6 protein-coding genes are annotated in these 21,979 nt (G+C 37.1%); 4 read left to right on the top strand and 2 right to left on the bottom strand.

Annotated features, from left to right (window positions below; all coding sequences use genetic code 11):
- Positions 1–399: 399 nt before the first annotated feature.
- Entirely contained in the window at positions 400–5,958 is a 5,559-nt protein-coding gene (locus BLQ00_RS10040) for a T9SS type A sorting domain-containing protein (RefSeq protein WP_093143884.1), read from the top strand.
- A 190-nt stretch (positions 5,959–6,148) separates the two neighbouring features.
- Here the strand turns inward: BLQ00_RS10040 and BLQ00_RS10035 are convergent, their stop codons facing one another.
- Both BLQ00_RS10035 and BLQ00_RS10030 read right to left on the bottom strand, forming a co-directional pair.
- Positions 6,149–6,781, bottom strand: a complete 633-nt coding sequence (locus tag BLQ00_RS10035) for a response regulator (RefSeq protein WP_093143882.1) — start codon at positions 6,779–6,781, stop codon at positions 6,149–6,151.
- A 76-nt stretch (positions 6,782–6,857) separates the two neighbouring features.
- Positions 6,858–9,779 (bottom strand): sensor histidine kinase, encoded by a 2,922-nt coding sequence (locus tag BLQ00_RS10030; RefSeq protein WP_139149385.1) that lies wholly within the window; start codon positions 9,777–9,779, stop codon positions 6,858–6,860.
- Between the two features lie 564 nt (positions 9,780–10,343).
- Between BLQ00_RS10030 and BLQ00_RS10025 the strand changes: the two genes are divergently transcribed.
- The 3 genes from BLQ00_RS10025 (at position 10,344) to BLQ00_RS10020 (ending at position 21,898) form a co-directional block, all read left to right on the top strand.
- Positions 10,344–17,018, top strand: a complete 6,675-nt coding sequence (locus BLQ00_RS10025; protein WP_093143876.1) for an HYR domain-containing protein — start codon at positions 10,344–10,346, stop codon at positions 17,016–17,018.
- 88 nt (positions 17,019–17,106) lie between these two features.
- Complete coding sequence (locus BLQ00_RS17925; protein WP_373287759.1) at positions 17,107–17,262, top strand: hypothetical protein; 156 nt, start codon at positions 17,107–17,109, stop codon at positions 17,260–17,262.
- A 193-nt stretch (positions 17,263–17,455) separates the two neighbouring features.
- Positions 17,456–21,898, top strand: coding sequence for a M43 family zinc metalloprotease (locus BLQ00_RS10020; protein WP_093143874.1), 4,443 nt, complete (start codon positions 17,456–17,458; stop codon positions 21,896–21,898).
- Positions 21,899–21,979: the final 81 nt, after the last annotated feature.

Raw genomic sequence — 21,979 nt, 5'->3', positions numbered from 1 at the left:
GCAGCGGCATCCTCTTTATCGTGCTTTTCAAAACGATGAAGAGATATAGCGAATAGCCCGATCTCTATTTTTTCAATAGAGAGGTGCCATAAGCATTTTAAAAAAAATAATAAATTTACGAAGAGTGTTTTTGAAGATGAATTCTATCATTTCCTACTAATTTAATAGATTAAACGGCTTATTTTATTCAAAATCAGAGAATTTAACAAGTTGTTTGACGAGTATATTAACTCATTGACGAAAAAATTAACAATAATTTAACCTCTTATGCTTGATATTTTATTGAATTACAGTCTTTTATAATTTTGCACTTTAGCCGCTTCATAATTTGTTTGTTTTGAAAGCTTTATCAAATCTTTATATTTGAGATTCACTTTATATTAACCATAACCTCACCATATGAAAAAAATTACATGTTTAATTTTTGGATTTGCTTTACTAATTACAGGATGGCAAACCCAAGCTCAATTAGTAGAAGATTTTGAAAGTGTTACGATTCCTAATTTACCTGGGGGTTGGGTAAATGAAGTTGGCTCAGGCAGTGATAGTGGTAACTCTTGGGCTAGTACAAATGTTAGAGTCAATTCTGGTTCTCAAGCTTTATTTTTTGATGATTTTTCTGGAGATAATGATGTTTGGGTAATTTCCCAAGCGATGGATTTGTCGGGCGTAACGAATCCTCAATTAACCTATTTTGACAATGTTAATTATAGAGGTTCTGCAGAAGTTCATGATGTTTTATACTCTACAGATTATTCAGGTGGAGATCCTTCTTCAGCTACTTGGACATTACTGAATGATATTTTTGGAACTGAAGATACATGGATAGAAAATGGTCCTTATTTTTTAGAATCTTCTACAACTGTTTATGTTGCATTCCATTATACGGGAAATTATGATTCTGAATGGTATATAGATGATGTTACCATTGCAGCAGGTCCAAGTTGTTTGCCGGTAACTGCATTAACAGTTACGAACGAAACTACCACAGGAGCAGATATTAACTGGATTCTTGGAGATAGTGAAACTGATTGGGAATATGTAGTACAAGCAGCAGGTACAGGAGAACCAACAGGTTCTGGAATAAGTGTTGGAAGTACTTCAGTAACGGTAAACACTTTAGCACCAGACACAGACTATGAAGTATATGTTAGAGCTGATTGTGGATCTGAGTTTAGTAGTTGGACGGGTCCAGTCACTTTTACAACATTAATATCTTGTCCAGCACCAACAGCATTAACAGTTACTGGAGTTACAACGACTTCAGTAGATCTTTCTTGGACTTTGGGTAGTACAGAATCTGCTTGGGATATCACGTATGGAGCGCCTGGTTTTGATCCTGAAACCGAAGGGACTACATTTAATGATGCTGATGGAACATCTACTGAAACTATTAGTGGCTTAACAGCTGCGACTACTTACGACGTGTATGTTCGTTCGGTTTGCGGTTCATCTGATCTCAGTGTTTATAGTAGTAAAGTTAGCTTTACAACCTCTTGTACTGCGGTCACTTCATTTGTTCAAAATTTTGATGCTATTTCGACACCAGCTTTTCCAACTTGTTGGGGTAAAGTAGGAGCTTCAGGTTCCGCTAGTACTCAAACATCTAATAATAATTCTGTACCCAATGCACTTTATATGTATTCTTCTTCAACTTCTAATTTGGCCGTTGTAAAGATGCAGCCTGTTTCTAATGTAGGAGATGGTACCCATCGTTTGCGTTTTAATATGCGAGCGAACTTTACGGTAGGAGGTGTTGTTGAGTTTGGATATTTAACAGATTCAACAGACGCAACTTCATTTGTTTCTTTGGGTTCTGCCACGGCTGCTTCAACAACCTATGCTGAATATATAATCACACCTTCTGCTGGAACTTTTACCAACGATATAGCACTAAGACATACAGGTTCTCCTTCTAACAGTTTATTGATAGATGACGTAACTTGGGAAGAAATCCCTGCTTGTTTGCCTCCGATTAATTTAACGGTATCAAACATAACCGCTAAGGAAGCAGAAATAAATTGGACACTTGGCGATACCGAAACAGATTGGGAGTATGTAGTACAAGAAGCTGTGTTAGAAGCACCTTCATCAGGAACTCCAATAAATGGTTCTTCAAGCGTCACTGTGGTTGAATTACTTCCAGAAACAGATTATGAAGTATATGTGAGAGCTAATTGTATCTCTGAGTATAGTACTTGGGTAGGTCCTGTAAACTTTACAACATTGATATCTTGCCCAATCGTAACAGATTTTGCTATTGAAGGACTTACAACTACTACCGTAGATCTTTCTTGGACTGCAGGTGGTTCTGAAACTGCATGGGATATTATTTATGGCGCAACTGATTTTGATCCAGTTACAGAAGGAACAACATTTAGTGATACAGATGGAACAGCAACAGAAACTATTTCTGGATTAACTGCTGATACAGCTTACGATTTTTATATCAAAGCAATTTGTGGAGTTGGTGATGAGAGTCAGCTAGTTGGGCCAATGGCTGTTTATACAGGATATTGTATTCCTTCTGGAGCATCTCATACAGGGTCGTATATAGATAACTTTTCTACGACAGGTGGTGATCCTACAAATATTAATAATTTAGCTACTGGTTATGGAACAGATGGGTATCAAGATAATTATGATACGATGTCTATAACTTCTTATGAATTAGGAGCTTTTGATTTTTCGACTACAACTGTAGGTAATACAGTAGGTGTGGCTATTTGGGTAGATTGGAATAATGATTTACTATTTGAAACAGCTGAAAGAGTATACAATTCTGCGAGTTATGTAACAAGTCCTTCAGGGACTATTACTGTACCTTCTGGTACTCTCGCTGGAGATTATAGAATGCGTGTTTTAATTGATTATAATAGAACTTCTCCGCAACCATGTTCATTTAACTCTGGTAGAGGTGAAGCCGAAGATTATAAATTAACAATTGCAGCACCTCCTGCATGTTTGCAAGTTAGTAACCCAATAATAGATTCAATGACAGATATATCTGCTGAAGCATCTTGGGATGTTGGTATTGTAACTGCTGAATACGAATGGTTAGTGGTTGCGTCTGGAGATGGGCCAACAGGCACTGTTGTTGCTGATGGAGCTACTGCATTACTAAATACTAGTATTACAGGCTTAACAGCTGAAACAGCATATGATTTTTATGTAAAAGCTGATTGTGAAACTGATTATGTTGGACCAGTTACTTTCACAACAAATCCAACCCCACCTGTTAATGATACCTGCGCTGGGGCAATAGATTTAGCTTCGGAAACAAGTCCTTTAACAGCTTCAATTACTAATTCAACTACAGCAACTGAAGATATAAGCTGTCTTCAAACAGCAGGACGAGATTTATTTTATCAAATTTTAGTACCAGATGCTTATGAATTTAGTTTTAATCAAATATCGAATACTTTTGATTCTGTTCATAGAATTGCTTACGGTACATCTTGTCCGGGTGACATAGAACTTTATTGTTCCGATTATGGGGAAACAACAGTTACAAACTGGACAAATACTACAGGAGCTGATCAAACGATTTATATTGTAATAGAAGGGTATAATGATAGTACACGAGGAGATTTTACAATGCAATGGTCTTTAGTTGCACCACCAGATTGTCCAGATGTTGAGAATGTCAGCACGATAACAAACCCTGACGCTTCCGTATCATTAAATTGGGATGATGTTGTAGGAGCTGCTGGATATGATTACGAAATACAACCTCAAGGTATAGCACAAGGTACTGTGGGTGCTCTATTAGCAGCTAGTACAGGAACTTCAGATGCTACTGTTGCTTCAGGCGTATTAACAGATGGTAACGATTATACAATTTATGTACGATCTGACTGTGGCTCTGGATTCCTTGGAAATTTCCAAAGTTTTGATTTTTCATATATGGTTCCTCCATCAAATATTAGTTGTGCTTCTGCTTCAACTTTAGTTTATGGCCAAACTATTGTACAGAATTCAACCGGATCGACTGCAACATCTGAAGGTATTGGTTGTTCGATGGGGGTTAATGGATTGTGGTATTCATTTGTAGGTAATGGAGGTGATGTAACAGTCAGTTCAGAAGCGGTTTTTGACCATAGAATGGCGATAGGAAGTGGTGCTTGTGGTGCCTTAACAAATATTATATGCGATGATCAATCAACAGGAGTTGAAGATCATACATTTACAACTATATTAAATGAAACATATTACATATATATAGCACACTATAGTTCTGGTAATACTAGTACAGGAGATATGTATGTAACGTTAACAGGGGGCGATAATATTTGGGATGGAACATCTTGGTCTTTAGGAACTCCTACTGTAGAACAAAATGCAGTAATAGCTGCTCCTTACGATACAAGTATAGGGGATGAGCAAATTAGTTTTGAAGCGGGTAGTTTAGTCATAAACTCAACACAAACATTAATGGTAGCTGCTGGTGACTATATTGATATTGCTGGTGATATTACAGTTGATGGTGATTTAATTGTAGCCAATACAGGTAGTGTTGTACAACGTTTTGATACAGCTTTAACTTTTAATGAAGGTACAACAACTGTTGAGAAAATAACACCAAACTTAGATGCACAATCGTTTATGATACTAGGGAGCCCTATGACTGCTGAAACTAGAGAAGATGTGTACAGTGCAGCGTATATAGTTAGAAACCATAATACCGCGAATTTTATTCCGAATCCTGATGTGGCAAATGATTTTCCTTCGGCTGAAAACTTTGCAGATGATAATGGAAATAACTGGTTAGATCATGTAGGAACCATCAATCCTGCTGAAGGATATATGGTATTCCCACAAGCTAATTCAACAGGAAGCGGGGTTTTTACACATAACTATACTGAAGGAACTTTGAATAGTGGAGAAATTACTATCCCATTAGCGTATCACACAGATCAAAATTCAAGTCCGAATATGTTGTCTAATCCATATGCTTCAGCAATTGATGCAGATGCATTTTATGCAAATCCAGCCAATTCCGATATTGATGTATTGTACTTCTGGGAACACATTACTCCGCTTTCAACGAGTTATCCGGGATATCAAGCAGCCAACTTTAACATGGCAGATATCTCAATGTATAGTGAGTCTATGGGAGGAATTCCAGCTGGGAATGGTGGAACAACACCAACGAGTATCATTTCTTCTGGACAAGGATTTGCAGTGAAAGCAGCTTCCGCAGGAATTAATGCAACGTTTAACAACACCATGCGTGTTACAGGACCTAATGATACCTATAGACGACCAATTACTTCGGAAAGAGACCGTTTGTGGATTAATGTATTTAACGATACCTACGGTTTAGGAAGTACCACTTTAATTGGTTTTTCTGAAAACACAACTGATGCTTTTGAAGTGAACGCTGATATCAAACGTTTAGCAACACCAGTTTCATTGTATTCAGAATTAAGTACAGGTCAAGAGCTTGCTATTAATGCGCTAGGTTCTTTTGAAATTGAAGATGCTGTAGCACTTAGTTTCTCTACACAAGTGAAGGAGTCTCAAAACTATCGTATTTCCCTTCAAGAGATAGATGGATTAAATATTGAAGAAGCAATTGTTTTCTTAATAGACAACCAACTAGGTACTGTGACCAACTTAACTGAAGGAGATTATACTTTCCAAAGTGAAGAAGGAACATATAGTGAACGCTTCAAAGTAGTATTCCAAAATCGTACATTGAATATAAGCGATATTGCTTTAAATTCAGTTTCAGTATATCCAAACCCAACGCAAAACATCTTATATATTGTTTCGCCAAAAGTTGCTGTGACTGGAGTTGCTGTTTTTGATCTAAGAGGAAGAAAAGTAAGTAAAGAAACATTTACTGCGCAAAGAAACTACCAAGTAGATTTAAATACGTTAGAATCGGCCATGTATTTTGTAGAAATAACTACAGAAAACGGAAAAATAACCAAACGAGTTATTAAGGAGTAAGAATTCTAAAAATTGATTCTAAAAACCGCTTTCAGTATATAATCTGAAAGTGGTTTTTTTTATGATTAAAAAAAAGAAGAAAGAAGTAACTTTTCGAACCTAAATTCCAATCTACTGTTGTAATTTGAAATTTAATCGAAATGACTATGATGGGTTATTTGTGAAATGAAAGCTCAAATGATGAATAAACCTACAATTGATTATCAAACGATTTCCTAATCAACTCGGCCTTACTATTAATTTCTAAGATTTTGTAGATATTCTTTATATGACTTCTCACCGTATCTAAAGAGACAAATAATTCGTCGGCAATCATTTTATAACTCTTCCCAGAAACAATACCATTTACAACGTCCATTTGGCGGTCTGACAAAAGACGTTCATTCGTTTTTTTAGGGATATAGTAATTTACAAGGTTCCTAGCGATAGAGGGCGACATATAAGAGCCTCCTTCACTTACTATTTGAACCGCTTCACCTATTTTTTTAAGGGGTACACGTTTAGCGATGTACGAACACGCCCCATTGGTTAAAGCTTTAAATATAATATCCGTTTCTTCAAATGTTGTTAGCATAATTATATCCAAATCGGGACATGCTTTTTTAATAAGAGGAATTCCATCAACCCCAGATATTCCTGGCAGATTAATGTCAAGCAATAAAATAGTAGGCATTTCAGCAAGATCAACTACGGCCTCTAAAAAATCTTCAACTGAATAGAAAGCCATTGAAACGGTAACATTTGATTGTGATCCAAAAAACTCACACAAACTCTCTTGTATTGTTGCATCGTCTTCAATTATGGCAAGTTTGATAGAGTTCATTGTTTGTTTTTTATTAAGACTATAAATTTAAAACAGTATTTATAGAATTGCAATCACATCATCGTGTGGTTTTTCATTAAAGTTTAAAGGGTAATTTCAAATGAATTTCGAAGCCATCTTCTTTTATAAAGTTTATAGTGGCGTTCATTTTTTTTGCTCGTAGTGTCATATTTGCAAGGCCAAACCCTGTAGATTTGTTGGTTTTATTAATGGTGCCATCATCGCTAATAATTACTTTACCAAAACCATTTTGATTGGTAAATTTTACAAACACATTTTTTGCATTCGAATGCCTTAAAATATTTGTAACTGCTTCTTTATAGATAAAAAATAAATGTTGTTTGGCTGTAATCGATAGTTTCTTATTGAAGTTTAGGTTGTTTTTTTCTAGATGAAAGCTAATGTTCTTCGGAAACAAAAGTTCGTCTGCTAATTCTTCCATACGCTCCAAAAGATCGGAAGTACGTTCTCTTCTGTTGTCAATACTCCAGACTAAATCTCGCATTTGAGAGATCGCATCACGACTTGTTGTTGCAATTTTATTTAGCTTACTTTTATTTTCCTTCTTGGCATTCGCTTCTACTAATTCAGACTGCATAGCAATACCAGACAGCATAGATCCTAAATTATCATGTAGATCACTCGAGATATTGGTTCGTAATTGCTCTATCGCTAATATCTGTCTGACGCGAAATTGAAATAAGCCGTAAATAATTGCTAAAATCAGCAAAGCGCTTAACAATATAAACCACCAGGTTTTATAAAATATTGATCCTACTGTTATTGGGATTTTTAATGTGTTATTGCTTTCTATGCCGCTAAAATCTGTTCCTTTTACGTTCAGAATATAATCTCCAGCAGGCAGTTTATTATAACGAACATAGGGGTTTATGCCTTGTGAAAACCAAGTGTTTTCATAACCTTCTAACTTTGTAAAATATTGATTTTCAATATTTTTAAAATAATTCGGAATGGTCCAATTAACTTGAAAATATTGATCGTAAGGCGTGATCGTAACTTTACTATTTGCTGCGTAAGAAAAGTCGGTTTTCTGAATGTCATTGCTTTTACTATTAAAGCGCGTCAAAGATGAAAACAGTATAGGATTTATGAGGGTGTCTCTAGTTAGGTTTTTTGGATTGAACATATTAATCCCGTTCATACCGCCAAAATAGTAATTACTATTGCTGTCTTTGAAAAAAGAGGTGTAGTTAAATTCATTATGTGTAAGTCCGTCTTCCTCAAAAAAGTTATGAAAGCGCTTTGTTTTCATATTAAAAAACGAAAGCCCATCATAGGTACTTACTAAAAGATGATCATCATTGTATGGCAAAATACCAACTACATTGTTATTGGCCAAACCGCTCGAAGTATCGTAAACAAAAGCCTCTTTTTTATGAGGTGTTAAATGAATGATTCCGCCTCCAAATGTTCCTAGCCATAGGCTTTCATCTTTGTTTTCATGAATTACCATGATATTATTTTTATTCAACGGTGGATCTGAATTAAGGTCATAATGCGCTTCAATAGTACCATTCAAGTTAATTTTAAGTAGTCCGTTATTTACCGTTCCTACCCAAACAGTTTCTGAAGTATTACTTTCTAAAAAATATCTAAAATGCAAATAATCCTTTTCAATAGGATCTTTAAAAACCAACTCGCTTTCCCCAGTTTCAGGAGTATAAATCGTTAGTTTTGCTAGTGTAAATCCAAATAATAAGCGTCCATCTTTCAGTGTTATTATAGGGCTTGCTCCAGTAATGTTGAGTCGGTTTGCAAATTCTGCGAATACAGTTGTAAAACCATCTTTCAGCCTTATTTTAACTAAGTCTTCGTTTACGGTATATGCATATTCCTTATCTAAATCCATTGAAAAAAAACGTGCTCCGTGCAAGGGGTTTGTAGTTGCATTATAATCGCCCCATAATTCAAGTTCTTTACCTTCTTGAATGTTGGGGGAAAACACCATGAGTTTCTTCTCTCGTTCACATAGTCCTATGATGTCACCGCTTTTAGTTTCAAAGATGCTTCGCATTGCATTTCCCCAATCTTTTTCATTAGATTTAAAAAGCTGTGTAAAGATTTTAGGTTTTATTCTTAGTTTTAGAATACCGTTGTCTGTAGCTACCCACAGCAGTCCGTTATTATCAACAAAAAGTTCTGAGATTCGTGTGAAATCTACTTGTTCTTGGGCAGTTTTTGAAAAATCTGTGAAATTTCCGAAGCGGTCCATTCTGTAAAAAAAAGCATCTCCAGCAAACCAAATATTACCTTCGTTATCTTCCGCAGCGTGATGAATGCTTAAGGGTTCATTTAATATGGATTCCCATTCAGATTTAGAGGTATTATAGCGAGTAATTCCTTTATTACTCGGAAAATAATAATGCAGATTTTTACTGTCGAAAAAAGAAGTTCCTCGATATTTATTTTTACCATCGCTCCCAGAAGTATTTAAGTCATAATTTTGGAGTCGCTTTCCATTCTCAGTGTATTTTATGGTTCCTTTGGTTAGCGTTGACCACCAAAGGTTATTTTTCTGATCTGAAGTTAATCTTGTGAACTCGCGACTTCCTCGCCTAAGGCTGTCTATAACTTGAAAACCATGCTTCTCATCAAATTTTTGAAGGTATTGATAGGTATCCTCTCTTTTTGAAGTCCAATGGTTGTCTGAAACCACCCATACTTGTTTCTTATCATCTATATGTAACTCGATCACATCCCCTTTAATGCCATGTGTTTCAGTATAAGTTATGATACTATCTGTTTTTGTATTTAATTTGAATACCGTGTTATTTGCTGCAAACCAGAGCGAATTATTAACTTGATAAATTGTGTTGTGTTCAGTAAGCTGCTCATTCTCTATAAAATTCGGATTATTTGGATTGTTATTATAAATTTTAAATGAGTACCCATCATACTTAAGAAGCCCCTGCGTGGTGCCAAACCACATAAACCCTATGCTATCTTGAGTTATAGACTTTACGTCTCTATATGGCAATCCGTTCTCTGTTGATAAGACTTCAATTTGAGATAAGGATTGTGCCGTGAGTTGAGTTGATATTATACTAAAATACGTAACAAAAGCTATAAATAGCCACTGTTTAATTTGGAGAGTTTTGAAATATATATATGACGTTTTAATCTTTGTATTTTAGTTCAGTGTGAATAACTCTTCTACGCATTGTCTAAAATAGTTAAAGAAAATGAACCTGAGAGGAATTTATCTTAAAAAGCCTAAGTTTCAGCAAAGGATTTAGCATTTTCCGAATATACAAAGCACCAATAATTAATTATTTGAATTTCCACAATCCACAATCCACAATCTCCAATCGTTAATCCCTTTCAAACTTCATCCGCAGAACAGTCAAGTTCCCGAATTCCCAAGAATATAATTTTTAGGACGGAAAGTGATATGTAATCAATTTTATAGGCTGCTTAATGCATAAAAACCACATTAATATGTGGTTGACAACTTCCTGTTCACTCCCTACTTTAGCATTATCGCATTAACTAGCTACATTAATGAATGTATCAATAAACTAACCAATTAAAATTTTTAGTTATGAAAAAACTTATACTTACTTTATTACTAATTGTAGTTGCACATACAGGAAATACCTATGGTCAAGCCATGGCTCCTGAAACACTGGTACCCCCTAACCTTAATACAGGGGATGAGTTTTATGTCATGTTTATTTCAAATGGGTTTTACAGTGGTAACAACCCTTCTATTGTAGCCTACAATGATGTTATTAATTCTGAAGCTAATTTTGCCAGTATTGGTACTGATAATGGAGTAAATTGGTCTGCCTTTATAAATCACGAAAATGCTGGCGGAACAATAACAGAGCAAACCACTTCTCTTTTTACTGCAAATACTTTAGCTCCAATCTACACCGTTGTAGGTGGGCAAATTGCAACCAATCAAAGCGATTTGTTTGACGGCACAATAGCTACTCAAATTAATAGAAGACCTAATGGGACCGTATTTAATCGTGGGTTTATTTGGACAGGTAGTGATAGTGATGGGAGTATTCTTTTACCCGTTAGTAATAATGCAAATACACAGGTCCGGGAAGGCTCCTCATTTGAAACAGGTAGTGGCTGGATTGACAGTACAAGTTCAAATAAAAACATTTTTACTAATCCAATATACGGAGTTTCAGAGTTATTGGCAGTACCCCCAGATACAACGCCGCCAACGGCAGTATGCCAGAATATTACGGTACAATTAAATACTAATGGAATGGTAACCATCACAGGTGCAGCTATTGATGGAGGTTCTACAGATAATAGAGGCATAGCATCGTTAGATGCTTCTCCAAATATGTTTGACTGCACCAATTTAGGTAGTAACAATGTAACATTAACAGTGACAGACAACGATGGAAATACAGCTACTTGTTTGGCAATAGTTACCGTAGAAGATAATATTTCCCCAGCCCCAATTTGTATTAATGGCCTAGCTTATGACCTGGATGCAACAGGAATGCTTACCATTTCTCCATTAGATTTAGAGGCTATTCCCACTACCGATAATTGTGGCGGTATCGTAACTTTATCCTTGAGTCAGTCAACATTTGATTGTAGTAATTTAGGATTAAATATTCTAAATCTTATAGCAACCGACGAATTTGGGAACAGTGACTTTTGTGAAACTTATATTATTATAAGTGATCCTTTAATGGCTTGTACTTTACCCACTGTATTTATAGATGCGTCTAACAATCTTATAATTAGAGATGTAGATGATGGTCGTGATGATGCTGTACAAATTGTTGTAGACGGTGCAAACTATCGCATCTCTGATGCCAACAACGATATTTTTGCTGGTCTAGGTACTACACAAGATGGTGACGAAATTCTCGTCCCTATCGCATCAGTAACGGGAGACATACAAGTAAACACGCTAGCGGGTGATGATGTATTAACGGTAGATTTTTCCGGCGGAAACTTTACAGATAGTATTAATTATAACGGCGGAACACAAACAATAGGCGATGCGATGAGCTTAACAGGAGTAAGTCCTGGAGGTGAATTTTCTACGGTAATACATACATTTGTTACTGAAAATAATGGGAGTATTAATATCGCTGGAAATAATACAATCACCTACACAGGTTTAGAACCCATTATAGATAATTTAGATGTAGCAAACCGTATTTTCAATTTTACAGGCGGTGCAGAGACTATAACATTAGACGCTGGAGGCACTTTAGACAATCAAATAGACTCTACCTTAGGTGAAAGCGTAGATTTTAACAATCCAACAAACAGTCTAACCATCAACACAGAAGTTGGCGGTGGCCCAGGAGCAGATAATATAAATATCGAAGGAGTTGGTGCTGGTTTTGATGCAAACTTAACAGTAAATAGCGGTAATGACGATACTGTCAATTTTCTACTAAATCCAACAGCTATAGATTCAGGAGACCTTACAGTAACAACAGGCATTCTTAACATTAGTCAAGACATTAGCACGACAGGAAATATAGATTTAACTTCAGAAAGAAACACAATTGTCAATAACAACGCAACAGTATCTATTACAGATGGTGCTATTACCATGCTGGCCGGAACTTCTCCAGTTATTGGAGACATTTATAATGGAATATTACTAGAAGATGGAAACCTAACTGCTACCACAGGAAGTATTACACTTACGGGAACTGCTAGTAATGATGGGGCAAGTAGTAAAACTATAGGTGTTTACGTTATAGGAACTTCTTTAGTGGAAACAACTACAGGAGAGATAAACATTACAGGTACCGGTGCAGCCTCTGGACTGGACCGAATGAGTGGTATACGAATAAACGACAATACAGAAAATGCAGCCATACTTCGCTCTGAAGATGGTGATATTATATTAAATGGGACAGGCGGAAGTGGAACAGATGTCTTTAATACTGGAGTAGTTATTGATGGATTGAACCCTATACAATTAACTGGGGATGGATCTCTAGATGTTATAGGGCAAGGAGGAATTGGTACAGAATCTAGTTATGGTATTGGAATACAAACTGCTGCTATTTCTGTAGCAGATGGTAGTATTACTTTAAATGGAACCGCAGGAAGTGGTAGTGGCGACTTTCAAGTAGGAGTATCTATTGGTTTTAATGCTTCTTTACAAATTTCTGGACCTGAAAATATGGACATTACTGGTTTAGGAGGAAATGGTGTAGACGCGGGTTATGGAATTACTGTTTTCAATGATGCAAGTTTATCAGTTTCAGAAGGCGCTATAAATTTAATTGGAACAGCAGGTGATGGAACAGGTAATTTTAACATTGGTGTAGTTATTAGTTTTGGAGCTAATTTAGAGACTACAACATCAATGGGCACTATAGCTATAAATGGTACAGGAGCAGCTGGCGTGCAAAATAATCGAGGAGTTTTTTTAGGAGACACTTCCATTACAACAATGGGAGGAGGTACTTCCATTATAGGACAAGGAGGCATGGGTACTATAGATGCCACTGGGATTCTAATTTTTGATACTGTAACAATCGAAGACACCGCTAATGGTGCTATTGTACTTAATGGAACTGCTGGTGCGGGTATTCAGGAAAATTCAGGAGTACATATTTTAGGAACTATACAAACTTTAGATGGAGCTATCTCCATTACAGGGGTTGGAAATGGAACTGCTAATAATAACCAAGGTGTTACTATCAATAATACAGCTTTAATTGAAAGCACTGGAACAGGTGCTGGCGCGGGCTCAATTTTAATTGACGGCCAAGCTGGTAATGGGAATAACCTATTTAATATTGGAGTTCTAAATCTAGGAATTGTAAGATCTCTTGATGCGGACATTACAATCATGGGTCAAGGAAATGGAACCAATAATGAAAGTCACGGGATTACTATTTTTGATAATGGTTTAGTTCAAAGTACTGGAGATGGCGACATATCTTTTACAGGTACAGGAGCTAGTGGTTTTCAAGAAAATATTGGTATTTTATTGGAAGGAGGAACACCTAGGGTTTTATCAAATAATGGAGCCATTACGTTTAACGGTTTTGGAGGTGCTGGCGCTGTTGCTAATCAAAATTCAGGTGTTGTCCTAGAAGCTGGAGCAACCATTGCTGCCTCAGGCGATGGAGCCATAAGCTTAAATGGAACCGGTGCAAACGCCTTTAGTGGTAACTTCGGAGTTTTCATAGACGGAACAACTAGTTCGGTTACCTCAAATGGAGGAGGAATTTCAATGACTGGTATTGCTGGTAATGGAGGTGGTAATTTAAACACTGGAATAAGAGTAAATGGAGCTACAATAACAGATCTAAGTAATACAGGCGCCATATCTTTGGATGGAACAGGTGGTTCAGGACCTGGGTCAGGAAATGAAATAGGGGTAGCCCTTATTTCAAACGCTATTGTATCATCCAATGGAGGTGGCGTTAGTATTACAGGTGCAGGTGGTTCTGGATCAGGAAGTACTGCCGCAGGTTTGTATTTTGTTGACGCTTCAATAACAACCCAAGACGGAACTATTTTCTTAAATGGAACAGGCGGAACTGCTGGAGGTGAACAAGCCATGGGGATAGCTAGTTTCTCCTCTACCATAGTTACTACAAATGGTGACATTCAAATAACGGGTGAATCAACCGATACAACAGGTGACTTTAATGAGGGAATAGACTTTATTGAAAGTATAATTGAAGCTACGAACGGTAATGTATTATTAGATGGTACTTCATCAAGCGCTACGTACCCAGGAATAATGGTATTTAGCGCAAATGTTCCCATAATTGCTGGCGGTACTATTACAGCAACTACTGCTGTAGGGTCTATAAATACTCCAGAAGGGATTCCAGCTACTGCAATATTTGAGGCTTCTACTACACTTATTAATGGGATGATTAGCCCTGGAGACTATACCGAAATTAGTATTGGTCAAGCCACTATAAACGGTGATTTTGACTTAACTAGTGGCTCGTTGGAAGTAAAAATAGATGGCATTACTACGCCTGGTTCAGATTATGATCAAGTTGTAGTTAATGGAGTAGTGGATGTTACAGGAGCTACTTTAACCTTAGTAGATAACACTTCGGAAACTGGCGATCTCTGCGATGAAATAACTATTATTAATAATGATGCCGTAGATGCTATTATAGGAGAGTTTGCAGGTGCCGCTGAAGGAACCGACATTCCATTTAACGGCGAACTCTGGAGAATAAGCTATACAGGCGGCGATGGAAATGATGTGGTATTAGCCTTTAATCCAGGATTTGTCGCTGCACCTATCTGCATGGATATTACGTTACAATTGGATGCCAATGGAACACCCATAATAATTACTCCAGCCAATGTGGATGGAGGTACACCTATGGGTTGTGACTTTGCTAGCTTAAGTATTGATATTAATACATTTGATTGTTCAAATGTAGGTCCCAATAACGTAGTGTTAACTGTTACTGATATCTTCGGAAACACAGCAAACTGTACCGCTATCGTTACTGTTGAAGATAACATAGCACCCGTTATTACTTGCATCGCAGACGGTACTCGAGATACGGATGCTGGTGTTTGTAACTATACTGTTGTAGGAACTGAGTTTGACGCAACTTTTACAGATAATTGCACAAGTGGCAGTATTAGCAACGATTTAAATGCAACGGCTACTCTTGCCGGCACTGTTCTTCCTATCGGAAACACCACAGTTGTTTGGACGGTACTAGGTGGTAATGGTCAGATGGATACGTGTACTACTGTGATTACAGTCGAAGACAATAAAGCGCCTGTAATGGCTTGTCCTTTGAGCATAACGGTTAATTCAGCTATCGATCAATGTGGCGCGTTCGTGAACTTTAACGATGCTATCGCAATCGATAACTGTGGTGTACTAAGTGTTGTGCAATCTGGCGGCTTAATTAGTGGAAGTTTATTCCCAATTGGAATTAGTACTGTCGAATATACTGCTACCGATATAAACGGAAATAGCACTATGTGTAGTTTCACAATCACTGTTATCGATAATGTGCCTTCGGTTGCAGTATGTCAGGATATTACTATTCAACTAGACGCCAGTGGAAATGCAATAATTGTTGCTTCCGATATTGATGGTGGTTCTAATGATAACTGCGGAATTGCCACTACAACGGCCTCTCAGACAACCTTTGATTGTAGTGATCTTGGACCAAATAACGTAACGCTCACATTGACCGATGTAAACGGAAACGTTTCGACCTGTATAGCTGTAGTAACGGTTGAAGATGTAACAATGCCTAATGTAGCATGTATGGACATTACCGTGCAATTGGATGCAACAGGTACTGTGACTATTACACCAATGGATGTGGATGGTGGAAGTACCGATTCTTGTGGAATTGTTAGTTCTGTTCTGGATATCGATACTTTCGATTGCTCTAATATAGGTCCTAATAATGTTGTACTCACAATAACGGATGCAAGCGGAAACAGTGCAAGTTGTACAGCTGTGGTCACTGTAGAGGACAATATTGTACCAACCTTGGTATGTATGGATATCACATTAGAATTAGGAGCCGATGGTACAGCAATGATTAGCGCTGCAGATGTAATAGCTAGTGTCGATGATGCTTGTGGAGTCAATACAACAGCAGTTGACATTGAAAACTTCGACTGTAGTGATATTGGAACCCCAGTAATGGTAATCGTATTTGCCGTAGATAACAATGGAAATTTAGAATCTTGTAATGCGATTGTAACTGTAGTAGATTTCTTAGAACCAGTCCTGACTTGTCCTGCCGATCAAACGGTAGATCCAGGTCCTGGAAACTTGTTCTATGAATTGCCAGATTATTTCGCTTTGGGTGAAGCTACGGCTATTGACAATTGTACAGATCCGATTGTGATTACTACACAGAGCCCGGCGGTAGGAACATTATTGCCAGATGGTATTCATACAATTACACTTACAGCCGAAGATGAATATGGAAATATAGGAAGCTGTACGTTCGAATTAACTGTAGATAGTATCTTAGGTGTGGGAGATTTTGATTTTGATATCTCGAGTATTGTTTTACATCCAAATCCAGCAAATGAATATATAATTGTAGATAATCCAAACGCGATACCATTAGGTAAAATGATGATAGTAGATCTTAATGGAAGGTTAATTAAAACAATTGACCTGAAGGATATGGGCATTGAGAGCGTTGTCGATATATCGGTACTTGAAGCAGCTCCTTATGAAGTGATTATAGACAGTGATCAAGGACGGTTTGTTAAACGGATACTAAAGAGTAATTAATTTTAAACCCTAAAAGCTATTTTGACTAAATCTATTTCTTCGGAAAAATCTGTGTGGAATTGAAAGCGAAGGATAGCAATGATAATACATATATAATTTCAGAGGTAGAAAAGTTTCCGAAGTAGATTTCAGAAATAAAACCAATTGTCAAATTGATATTTCCCAAGTCACACTGGCAATATACTTTGTAGCGATTATAACAGAAAACGATACGTGTTATAAAAGAGGAAATAGTGTAACTTAATAGATGAAAGGTCCGTTTCATTATTTTATGAAACGGACTTTTTTAGTTATAATCCACAGCAGTTGGTTTTACGAATTAACTTTCTTTTAATATTCTCGGTCAAAATACTATTTATTCGTTTAAGCACTCAACTTAGAATTTTCGGAATGATTAGAATAAATTATCTTTAAAACCAACTACTAACCAATATATTATGAAACTTATAAGTACCCTTTTACTATTTCTCACGCTATTTATTTTTTCGATGCCCGATGCACTTTCACAAAATATGTGTTATCAGGATATTGAAATGCAACGAATTTATGAGAATGCAAATACATTAGAGAAACAACAAATCGATCAATTGAAAAATCAGGCAAATCAGTTTGCGCGTAATTTTCAAGATGAATTTCAGAGAAGAGAAAATACGAGCGATTTAATAATTGGAACAGATTATATCATTCCAGTTGTTGTACATATCGTTGAAAATGGAGGAGGAGCGAGTACTATTACCCAATTAAATGTGGAGCGAACGATAGAAATGCTGAATAGATTCTTTAGTGGAAAATCTGCATACGATCCATTAATCGATCAAGAATTTGTGAACGTTAGAGGAGCTTTCAATAATAAGAAAATCAAATTCGTATTGGCTAATTATGATCCTAATGGAAACCCAACATCAGGAGTTACCTTCAATAATGACGCAACTTACGGTGCTGCAGGTCAATTAGAAGGTATGCGAAGACTTTATAACTGGCCTAGAGAAAACTATTTTAACATCTATGTAGTAGATGCCTTTAGTGATGGAAGCTACTCTGGATTTGCAACCTTCCCGTGGATGGTAGACACAGATCCGGAAATTGACGGTCACGTCATGCAATTTTGGGCTTTCGGCGAACACGATTCCTGTTATCAAACTTGGTATCATAATTTATCACACGAAGTTGGACATTGGCTTAACCTCAGTCATATTTGGTCATTGTCAAACCAATCTTGCGATTTCGATGATGATGTATTGGATACTCCAAATACCGATGGGAATTCTTATCAAGATTTTGATGATTATCCTGGTCCTGGAGCTATTTATACCTGTGGCACAAAAGATAATCTTACAAATATGATGGATTATACGGCCCCATTTTATGCAATGTTTACTGATGGTCAACGGTTACGTATGGAGGCTGCTTTAAACTCACCAATCGCCCAACGAAATGAACTATGGCAAACTGATAATGTTTTGGCAACTATTTATGGATGTACCACCGGGCCAGATAGCGATGGTGATAACATCCCAAATGCTTGTGATATATGTCCAAATGATGCAGGGAATGATAGTGATAACGATGGAGTGTGTGATTCGCTTGATCAATGTGCGGGTTTACCAGACGTAGATTTGGATGCATTTCCAGGAATACCAGATGCGTGTGACCCTGACCATCCCATTATTAATTTTAATACTTCTGAAAATTCAGCCTATGATGCCTCAGAAGATTTTGGACTAGCAGATATATATGACAATGGTGCTACATTGTACGTGACTAACAATGGTTGGAAAGCCGTAGATTTTGCATACAAGGTTTTGCCGACTACCGTATTAGAATTCGACTTTAAAAGTACTATTGAAGGGGAAGCCCATTACATAGGGTTCGATACCGATAATCAACTGCCTGCAACCTTTCAATATATGATACATGGTAGAGCTGAAACACCAAACGCTACCACAAGCACCACCTATAATACCTATCCTAATACTGGAGAATGGGTGCATTATAGCATTCCCATTGGAACTGACTTTGTAGGAACAATAAATAAAATATTTTTTAGTGCCGATAGTGATGAAGAACTTTATACAGGTATAAATTCATTAAGCTATTATAATGACGGAACTTCTTTCTTTCGGAACGTGAAGGTATATTGTGGTGTTGGATTTTCAACAACAACAGATGAAATATGTATTGATTCGGGGATACAAACTGGTTTAGGAGGCGGATTTCCTGAAGGAGGTACGTATTCTGGCGATGGTGTTACAGACGATGGAAATGGTGTTACTTATACCTTCGATCCTGCAGTTGCAGGTGCTGGTACAGCATCAATAACTTACGAATTAATGGAGAGTTGCTCAAGTAGTCTAGTGAGTGTCACCACTTTTAGAGTTGTTGATGAGAGTGTTCCAACGTTAGTTTGTCAAAATGCAACCGTTACTCTTGATGGTTCTGGGAATGCGTCAATCATTAATTCAGATGTCTTAGCAAACCTTCCGGTTGAGACAGCTTATATTGAAGAAACGATACCCTTTTCACCGATAGCAAATACAGGAACCTCTGTAACTTTATCGGATGACAATGGGACTACAGCATTGCCTATAGATTTTGATTTTGAATTTTATGGAACAACCTATTCAAATTTTTATATTGCTTCAAACGGATGGATTTCGTTCCTTGGAACAGGTATGACAGGTGAAGCTTCTCGTTCTGGAACAGTACTTCCAACGACAACTGAACCTAATGGAATGATTGCAGGAGTCTGGGATGATCTTAATCCCAGTGCTGGTGGAACAATTCAATACCAAACAATTGGTGCTGCACCCAATAGAAAACTTTTGGTCGACTTTGTAAATGTGCCAATTTATAATTCTGCGTCAACAGTAACTTTCCAGATTCAACTGCACGAACAAACGAATAGAATTGAAATTCATTATACTGATGTCCAAAACAACGGCGGTACGAGAACTGCGGGTATTGAAAACGCAGCAGGCGACCAAGGATTAGGCTTGGTGGGGAAAAATCTAACTACTTGGACAGCAGCAAATGAGGCATTTGCAGTATACAGACCTACTATGCAGGATTTTCCGGATATTTGTGGAAACCCTATTACAATTAGTTTCAGTCAATCAGAATTTACTTGTAAGGATATAGGAGATGTTGTTGTAACAGTTACGGCCGATAATGGAAATGGCGGTATTGCTACTTGTGATGCAACCGTTACTGTAGTCGGGCCAACTTCTACCTATGATGGTAGTTGGGATGTAAGCCCTACTGCGGAAAGAAAAGCAATTATAAATTCTAACTATATTACAAGTGTAACTGGAAATATAGATGCTTGTGCTTGTGAAATGAATGCAAACCTTTCTATTGCTAACGACAATTATGTGAAATTGGAAGGAAACCTAACGGTGAATGGAGGTTCTCAGTTGTATATAGCCAATACCGGAAGTTTTGTTCAAGTTGACGATGAAGCGTTGGTGATAAATAATGGAACAATTAATGTTCAGAAAATTACACCAACATTAGCAGAAAAAAGTTTTATGATTATGGGAAGTCCTATGACTTCGGAAACTAGAGAAGGTGTTTATGAAAACAGTTATATAGTAAGACATCATGATACGGATAATTTTGTACCTAATCCAGATGTTGAGTTAGTTTCCGGAGGAATTAATAACTGGGCAGATGATAATGGAAACAACTGGTTAACACATACCAGTACATTAAATCCAGGTGAAGGTTATATGGTCTTCCCGCAACCCGACGGAGCATCGAGTGGTTCGTATACCCATTTTTATACACAGGGAACATTAAATAATGGAGTAATTAATTTTAACCTAGGGTATAATGGCACTCAGAATGGGAGTCCTAATATGCTAGCAAATCCGTATCCTTCGGCGATTGAGGCCGAATTGTTCTTCAACCACCCTACGAATGCCAATATTAATGTGGTATATTTCTGGGAACACAATACGCCTTTATCTACCACCTATCCGGGGTATAATGACACTAATTATAGTATGGCGGATATTTCTTTGTATAGTGAATCTTTAGGCGGAGGTGTACCAGCAGCTAGTGGAGGAACAGCGCCAACTCAGTTTATTGCTTCTGGGCAAGGATTTGGAGTGAAGCCTACGGCCGGCGGAATCGCACAGTTTAATAATTCCATGCGTGTTACAGGACCTAATGACACCTATAGAAGATCAATTTCTGTTGAAAGAGATCGTCTTTGGTTAAAAGTTTATAATGACACCTACGGTTTAGGAAGTACTGCTTTGATTGGTTTTACTGAAACTACTTCAGATGGGTTTATAGATTCTGAAGACGTTTATCGACTGCCAACCCCGGTTTCTTTGTATTCTGAATTAGAAACAGGAGAAGAGTTAGTGGTAAATGCAAGAGGTTCTTTTGAAGTAGAAGATGCTTTCTATTTGAGCTTTACCACGCAGGTGAAGGAACCACAAAACTATCGAATTTCGATCGACAACTTGGACGGTGTGAATTTGGATGCGGCTACCGTTTATCTAATAGATAGTCTTACAGGAAGCATCACCAACTTGTCTGAGGGCGACTACACCTTCCAAAGCGGAGAGGCTGTGTATCACAAACGCTTCAAAGTGGTGTTTCAGCCACAAGTGTTAGGAGCCAACGATGTTGATTTAGATTCCGTTTCAGTATATCCAAATCCGACGCAAAATATCTTATATATTGTTTCGCCAAGGGTATTGGTACATAGTGCCACAGTGTATGATATTAGAGGAAGACAGTTACAAACAATTGATTTTTCTTCCGAAGCAAACAAACAACTAGATATTTCTTCACTATCTAATGCATTGTACTTTGTAGAGATTACTACGGAAAGTGGAACGGTTACAAAACGTATTGTAAAAGAATAGTAATTCGTATTTACAATTTTTTAAAAGGCGTCATTTCTGTTTGTAGAAGTGACGTTTTTGTTTTTAAATCGCTTATTATCA

It is taken from the genome of Ulvibacter litoralis (assembly GCF_900102055.1).
Classification (GTDB): Bacteria; Bacteroidota; Bacteroidia; order Flavobacteriales; family Flavobacteriaceae; genus Ulvibacter; species Ulvibacter litoralis.
The sequence above is the reverse complement of the archived record's forward strand: the minus strand, read 5'-3'. Positions and strand labels throughout refer to the sequence as shown.